The sequence below is a fragment of the Alkalimonas sp. genome (assembly GCF_020831925.1).
Lineage (GTDB): Bacteria > Pseudomonadota > Gammaproteobacteria > Enterobacterales > Alteromonadaceae > Alkalimonas.
In genome coordinates, this window is the sequence record NZ_JAFIFQ010000023.1 from 46,354 (window position 1) to 52,619 (window position 6,266).

Genomic DNA, 6,266 nt, shown 5'->3' on the forward strand with positions numbered 1-6,266 from the left:
TGTTTAGTTTCACATGTATTCAGATCCAATTGGCCACTGGCGGACTTTGGTCGTGTCTGGAATTCTGGTACCGGTGCAGCATGTTTAAATATCTTTTTTTGGTTTTTGTTCTCTTTTTTAGCCTTTCCAGCCAGGCGGTACAGGTTATTGCCCATCCTTCGGTCGAGTTGAAGCAGTTAAGCCCAGCGCAGCTTCGTGCCTTGTTCAGCATGCGTCAGACACAATGGCCGGATGGCAGCGCTGTACGCGTTTTTGTGCTCAGCAGCGATCATCCCTTGCATCAAAATTTTTGTAAGGAGCAGCTACGGATGTTTCCTTATCAGCTGGATAATATATGGAATCGATTAAGTTTTTCCGGGATAGGTACCCGGCCGCAATTAGTCAGCTCAGAGCAAGAGCTGCTGCAAATGATTCAGCTTACGCCTGGCAGTATTGGTTACAGCTCGATCAGTGCTGAGGACACAGGGGTTCGTATCATTGAAATACTTTAACTTTCAACGTCAGGCAGTGACTCTGCCTTATTCCAGGTTAGCTGCGAGTCTCATCGTGCTGATGGCAGGCGTGTCGGCATCAACTCATGCGCAGGAGTGGCAGTGGCATGGTTTCCTGGCTCAAGGGTTAATTCAGGCCGATAAAAGCAATTTTATTAATCGCAGTGGCGATCCATCTTTAGCCCTAACGGAACTTGGTTTAAATGGCTCTTTACAGCTGCAACCTAACTTACGTATAGCCGGGCAGGTTGTTTATCTGAATGGCGGCAACCGTTACCCGGATGGTCTAAAATTGGATTATCTGTTTGTCGACTGGGCCTTGGTCAATCAATTGGACTGGCGTCTTAATGCCTATCTTGGGCGTTTTAAAAATCAGCATTGGATTTATTCCAGTACCCGTGATGTTCCGTTAACCCGGCCCAGTATCGTGCTGCCTCAGTCAGTGTATTTCGATGCATTCAGGGATATTGCCGTAAGCAGCGATGGTGTGGCATTAAAAGCGAGCGTAGATACAACTGCAGGCCACCTAGAGATGAACTGGAGCCTTGGTGCAACGCCTTTATCCGATAAACAAACCCGTTTATTGCTTGGTGAGCAGGTGCAAGGCGAGTCACGGCAAAAGTATGTGCATCAGGCCAGCTTGTTCTGGCAACCTGAACGCAGTAATTGGACGCTTGGGGTGTCTTTACTGGACTCTGAGTTTAGTTACCGTCGAGCGGCATCAGAGCCACTGCTGGATGCTGACTTTGTGGTGCAACGCGTTATGTTAAACGCCCAGTACCTGCAAGAGCGTTGGCAGTTGGTGGCTGAGGTATTTCAAGAGCGCATGGATACCAAAGGATTCTTTGCGCCAGCTTTTGAGGTGCAGCAGTTTGGTCAGGGAGGCTATGTGCAGGCTTTGTATCAAATAAGCTCTGATTTTCGGGTCAATGCGACATTTGATTACTACGTTGCCAATAAAGATGATCGTTGGGGCCATCAATTAATGCAAGCCAGCCAGGGCAGTATTCCAGCCTACTTTGCTTACCAACACAGCTTTAGCCTGGCAGCCAGTAAAGATTTAGCACCGCGTTTGCGTCTGCAATTGGAGCATCATTGGGTGGAAGGAACTGGCAGGCTGGCACCTGCTGTATTGCCTGATCTTACCACCAACCAAGATGCTTATTGGCAGTTATGGGCTCTGCAACTGATGTACTGGTTCTAAGCGATGCGGCGCTTTATCAGCCTGCCATGGAAATTGCTCATTGTCATGCTGCTGGTACTTTTTGTGATGACCTTTGGTTTGACTAGCTTTTCTTTGGTGCGAGTGCAGGATGAATTCACTCAACAGCAGCAACATAAGCGTGTTCTGGGCGAGCAGCAGTTCAGTCAATACAACCAATTGATTGAAAATCAGCTAAGGATCTGGGTGGAGTCTTACGCTGAGTTAAGTCTGCTATCCAAGCACGATTCTGGGTTATTGGCTTTTAAGCAGGCACTTTCGCAGCAAATTGAAACTCTGCATTTACATTTAAATGTGGATCATGTTTGGTTGTATGCCGATGCAACTGAAGTAATCTATCAAAGTTCTGCAGCCATTCCGGCAGCCGTGGAGACGTTGGTCCAGCAAGCTTTTAGCTTGCAGCAGCCACAAAGTGACATTTTGTGTGATCACTACTGCGTAAAGTCACTGGCGGTACCATTATTGCTAGAAGATGGCGAAATGGCTGTGGTTGCAATGACGACAACACTGGTGGATATTCTGTTTTATCTGAATCGTTCACTGCAGGCAGATGTTGCCATTGTCAGTCATCACAGCACTGATACGGCAAGGCCGTCCGATATACGACTGTTATCAAGCTCTAATGCTTCTTTGCTAAATGAATTGTATTACGAGCTGCCGCAGTTGCTGGATGTTGGCCGCATTGCCAGCCAGGGGCTGCGGCTACAATCGGGGCATCGACATTATTTTGCCCATATGCAGCCGCTGGATACCCGGCACCCCAGGCAATTCCATTTAATCCTGATAGAAGATATTACCGATTATGTCCAGGCCAATCAGCGTTATCAGCAGCGAATAATTTTAATTGCTCTACTAGCGTTTTTGTTGCTGGCGCTGCTAACTTATGCGATTACGCAACGACTCAGTGCCCGTTTGATGACATTGGCTGCGCGCTTACCGTTATTAGCTAATCGGGAGTTTAGTCGTTTTCGTCTGGATAGTGAACGCCAATCAGCCTTCTTTACCGATGAAGTAGATACACTAAATGACGCTACGCTAAAGCTAAGCTGGCAATTGGAAGTATTGAATGAGCAAGTGGAACAGCATACACAAGAGCTGGAAAACATTGCCATGTATGATTTGCTGACCGGGCTGCCGAATCGGAACATGTTGCAGTACCAGTTAAAAAAAGCATTGGCTGCGCTAGAGGAATCCCCAGCTTTCGTTGGCCTGTTATTTTTGGATTTGGACCAGTTCAAAAAAGTAAATGACAGTCGCGGCCATGCAATTGGCGATCAATTGCTGATCGAAGCTGCAATACGATTACGTGCCTGCATCCACAGTGCCGATACAGTGTGTCGTTTTGGTGGGGATGAATTTGTTATTATTTTAACCAAGATGTCGCATGCCACTGAAACCAATAAGGTTGCTGAAACAGTTTTGGCTGCCTTTGCTGAGCCAATAATGGTTGGCGAGGAAAGTTTCCAGGTGGGCACCAGTATTGGTATCAGCCTGACTTCTGATAGCACCACACCCACCGAAGATCTGATCCGTCAGGCTGATTTGGCGATGTATCAGGCCAAAGCTAAAGGGGGCAATAGCTGGCACCATTATACGGCAGAAATGTACCAAGCTTTTGCTTATCGTTTGCAGTTGGAGACCGAAGTTCGGGTGGCGCTGGAAAAAGGTGAGTTCAGCTTAAGCCTGCAGCCGCAAATAGAAGTTGCTACTGGCCGTTTGTTTGGTTTTGAAGCCTTGTTGCGCTGGCAGCATCCTGTGCGTGGTATGGTGCCACCGGATGACTTTATAGGTGTAATTGAGAACTCACATCTTATGGTGCCACTAGGGTACTGGGTAATTGAGCGTTGCTTTGGCATTGCCCGACGCTTGGCTGATCATGGTTATACCAATCTCAAAATTGCTATTAATCTATCGGCTGATCAGTTTGTCGATCCAAACTTATGCGAGTTTTTACAGCAGCAACTGGATCGTTACCAGCTTGCAGCCAATCAATTTGAGTTGGAATTGACAGAAAGTACTTTGGTGAAAAACGTATCTGAAACATTGGCTAGCATGCACTTGTTAAAGGCCATGGGTTTTGGGTTTTCCATTGATGATTTTGGCACCGGTTACTCTTCACTGAGCTATTTAAAACAGATGCCGGTTGATACGATAAAAATTGATAAAAGCTTTCTGTTTGGCATGCTTGATAACCATGCCGATTACCAAATCATTACTTCCACCATCGCCATGGTGCAAAAGTTGGATTTAAGAGTGGTAGCTGAAGGGGTAGAGAGCAGCGCTCAGCTGCGGATTTTGCGGCAGCATCACTGCGATCTGGCGCAAGGATTTTATTTTGCCAAAGCCATACCCGAACCAGAATTACTGCGATTTTTGCAAGAAAAATTCCGGGACGGCTATTGGCTCGGCAGCGGTAAAATGGACGCTAGTAGTTGATACCTTTGTTAGTCTTCATGTTCCAGTACCACTTGTTGCAAGGTCCAGTCACCTCGGTTATGGCTAGCGCTGAAATCAAGCTCAGGCCCAATTGGCACTACCTGCGTGGGGTTAATCATCGGATGGCTAATGTAATAATGACGCTTAATATGCGACAGATCGACCGTCTCGGCGATGCCTGGTAATTGGTACAAGGAGCGCAAATAGTGACTCAGCGCTGGGTAGTCGGCAATTCGACGTTGATTGCACTTAAAGTGGCCAACATATACGGCATCAAAACGAACCAAGGTGGTAAATAATCGCCAGTCGGCTTCGGTTAGATAATCACCTGTCAGAAAGCGTTGTTCCAGTAATAGGTGCTCCGCTTTGTCCAGCGCTTTAAACAAAGCTTCAAATGCTTCCTGATATGCCTCCTGACTGGTTGCAAAGCCAGCTTTGTAGACTCCATTGTTAATATCTTGGTACACCCAGTCATTTATAGCATCAATGGTCGATTGCAGTCTGGTCGGATAAAAGTCCAATCGGTTACCGGTCTGTTGATTAAACGCTCGGTTAAAAATGCGCACAATATCGGCGGACTCATTATTTACCAGCCGCTGCTGTTGTTTATCCCAAAGTACCGGCACGGTAACACGGCCTGTGTAATCCGGCTTGGCTTTGGTATAAAGCTGGTGCAAATACTTCGCTGCGTAGAGTGGGTCAGCGTCACCGTCGTCATTTGCAAACTCCCAGCCATGTTCCAGCATGATAGGGGACACAGCTGTCACATCAATCAAAGGTTGCAGTGCCTTTAGTTGACGCAAAATCAAAGTTCGGTGTGCCCAAGGGCAGGCCAGTGATACATACAAATGATAGCGGCTGGCATCTGCCTGTTTCGATGGTTCTATGGTATCCCGGAAGCTGGCATCCTGGCGTTGAAACCGACCGGATGATTTCTTGGTATCGTACCAGCGATCTTGCCATTGTCCGTCCACTAACAGTCCCATGCATTCCTCCTTTGTTCAACTTGGCGGTCACTATAACAAAGGAAAAAGCGAACAATAAGCGGCAAAAATAAACTTGATCATTCGATTATTTGAATGCTTTTGGTTGGCTATGGTTGCTATTTGGCATCTTCATCGTGAACTGGCTGCACACTCATCGGTTAATGTTCTGCATTTTAACTTTTTTGTTTTTATTTTTTTATTTTAATTTGATTTAATTTTTTTGTGTCTCATAATTGGTGATGAATTAACTTTTTGTTTGCATATTCATTTGGGGCGGTTCTCTGTTTGGCCATGAGACTGCTTTTAACCGATTTTTACTTCACAAAAGTGAGCTAGGAGCACAGATGTCATTTTTACTCTGTAGGAAATCGTTAAAGTACGCGTCATTATGTCTTATTTCATTATGCAGCTTCACAATTAATTCAGAAGGGTTAGTCGATAACGGACATTATAATACTGATTTAATTGATTTTATTGTGGTATCAGATGATGAGAAGGAGAGAGAATGGCAGCGACAGCAATTTTCAGAGAGTGGGCAAGAATTTCTTGGTAGAAATGTATTGCAGCAACTAGCCATCCAATATGACATTAGTGCCGAAACCACAGGCCTTATGGGGGAGCAAATTGATCTTAGTTCTGGATCACTGAGCTTTTTGCAAGTAGATATTGATATCCCAGGTAACTTTCCTATCCCAGTCAGATTAGCCCGAAGTTTTGGTGGGCCTGACCGATGGTTCAGCGCAAACCGGTTTTTTGGAAACTGGAATCTGGATTTAGCCTATATCAGTACCACTATGGCCAGCGCAGATAATATATTTTTTACCGGTAGCTGGGCTCAAAATAAAGCGTGCACAGGTTCATTGAATCCACAGACTCAACTGGCTAAAGGTGGAGCTGTATTGGATGTTAATGATTATTGGAATGCTGACACCGTGTATATACCGGGGCATGGTAGTACTACTCTGCTCACTAGTGCGGCAGCAACACGAAGTACAAAAAATAATTGGAAAGTTAGTTGTTTCAATTCAACTCATGGGTATGAAGGGTTTCGTGTTACGACGCCCGATGGTCTGACGTATCTGAGGTATCCCCACAAATGGGCTAGTTAAAACAAAAAGTTAGGCGAGAAGG

5 protein-coding genes are annotated in these 6,266 nt (G+C 45.8%); 4 read left to right on the forward strand and 1 reads right to left on the reverse strand.

All coding sequences use genetic code 11. The annotated features are described in order from the left end of the window. The first annotated feature begins 80 nt into the window (after positions 1 to 80). The 3 genes from JJU14_RS09075 to JJU14_RS09085 are packed head-to-tail and all read left to right on the forward strand — an operon-like array spanning position 81 to position 4,149. On the forward strand, positions 81 to 491 hold the full coding sequence (locus JJU14_RS09075) for a hypothetical protein (protein WP_091341581.1): 411 nt from the start codon (positions 81 to 83) through the stop codon (positions 489 to 491). After that, on the forward strand, positions 478 to 1,695 hold the full coding sequence (locus JJU14_RS09080; protein WP_228612762.1) for a hypothetical protein: 1,218 nt from the start codon (positions 478 to 480) through the stop codon (positions 1,693 to 1,695). Before JJU14_RS09075 ends, JJU14_RS09080 begins: the two co-directional genes overlap by 14 nt. Positions 1,696 to 1,698: 3 nt before the next feature. Then, positions 1,699 to 4,149: an EAL domain-containing protein gene (locus tag JJU14_RS09085; RefSeq protein ID WP_228612764.1), complete on the forward strand. Its 2,451-nt coding sequence runs from the start codon at positions 1,699 to 1,701 to the stop codon at positions 4,147 to 4,149. Between the two features lie 8 nt (positions 4,150 to 4,157). On the opposite strand, the gene JJU14_RS09090 is transcribed toward JJU14_RS09085, so the two are convergent. Then, positions 4,158 to 5,135 carry a glutathione S-transferase family protein gene (locus tag JJU14_RS09090; RefSeq protein ID WP_228612766.1) on the reverse strand — a complete coding sequence of 326 codons (978 nt, stop codon included), beginning with the start codon at positions 5,133 to 5,135 and terminating at the stop codon, positions 4,158 to 4,160. A gap of 344 nt (positions 5,136 to 5,479) precedes the next feature. On the opposite strand from JJU14_RS09090, the gene JJU14_RS09095 reads away from it, so the two are divergent. Beyond that, complete coding sequence (locus tag JJU14_RS09095) at positions 5,480 to 6,244, forward strand: hypothetical protein (protein WP_228612768.1); 765 nt, start codon at positions 5,480 to 5,482, stop codon at positions 6,242 to 6,244. Positions 6,245 to 6,266: the final 22 nt, after the last annotated feature.

Coding starts and splice junctions, on each gene's coding strand:
- JJU14_RS09075 (WP_091341581.1), top strand. CDS start 81: ATGTTTAAATATCTTTTTTTGGTTTTTGTTCTCTTTTTTAGCCTTTCC.
- JJU14_RS09085 (WP_228612764.1), top strand. CDS start 1,699: ATGCGGCGCTTTATCAGCCTGCCATGGAAATTGCTCATTGTCATGCTG.
- JJU14_RS09090 (WP_228612766.1), bottom strand. CDS start 5,135: ATGGGACTGTTAGTGGACGGACAATGGCAAGATCGCTGGTACGATACC.
- JJU14_RS09095 (WP_228612768.1), top strand. CDS start 5,480: ATGTCATTTTTACTCTGTAGGAAATCGTTAAAGTACGCGTCATTATGT.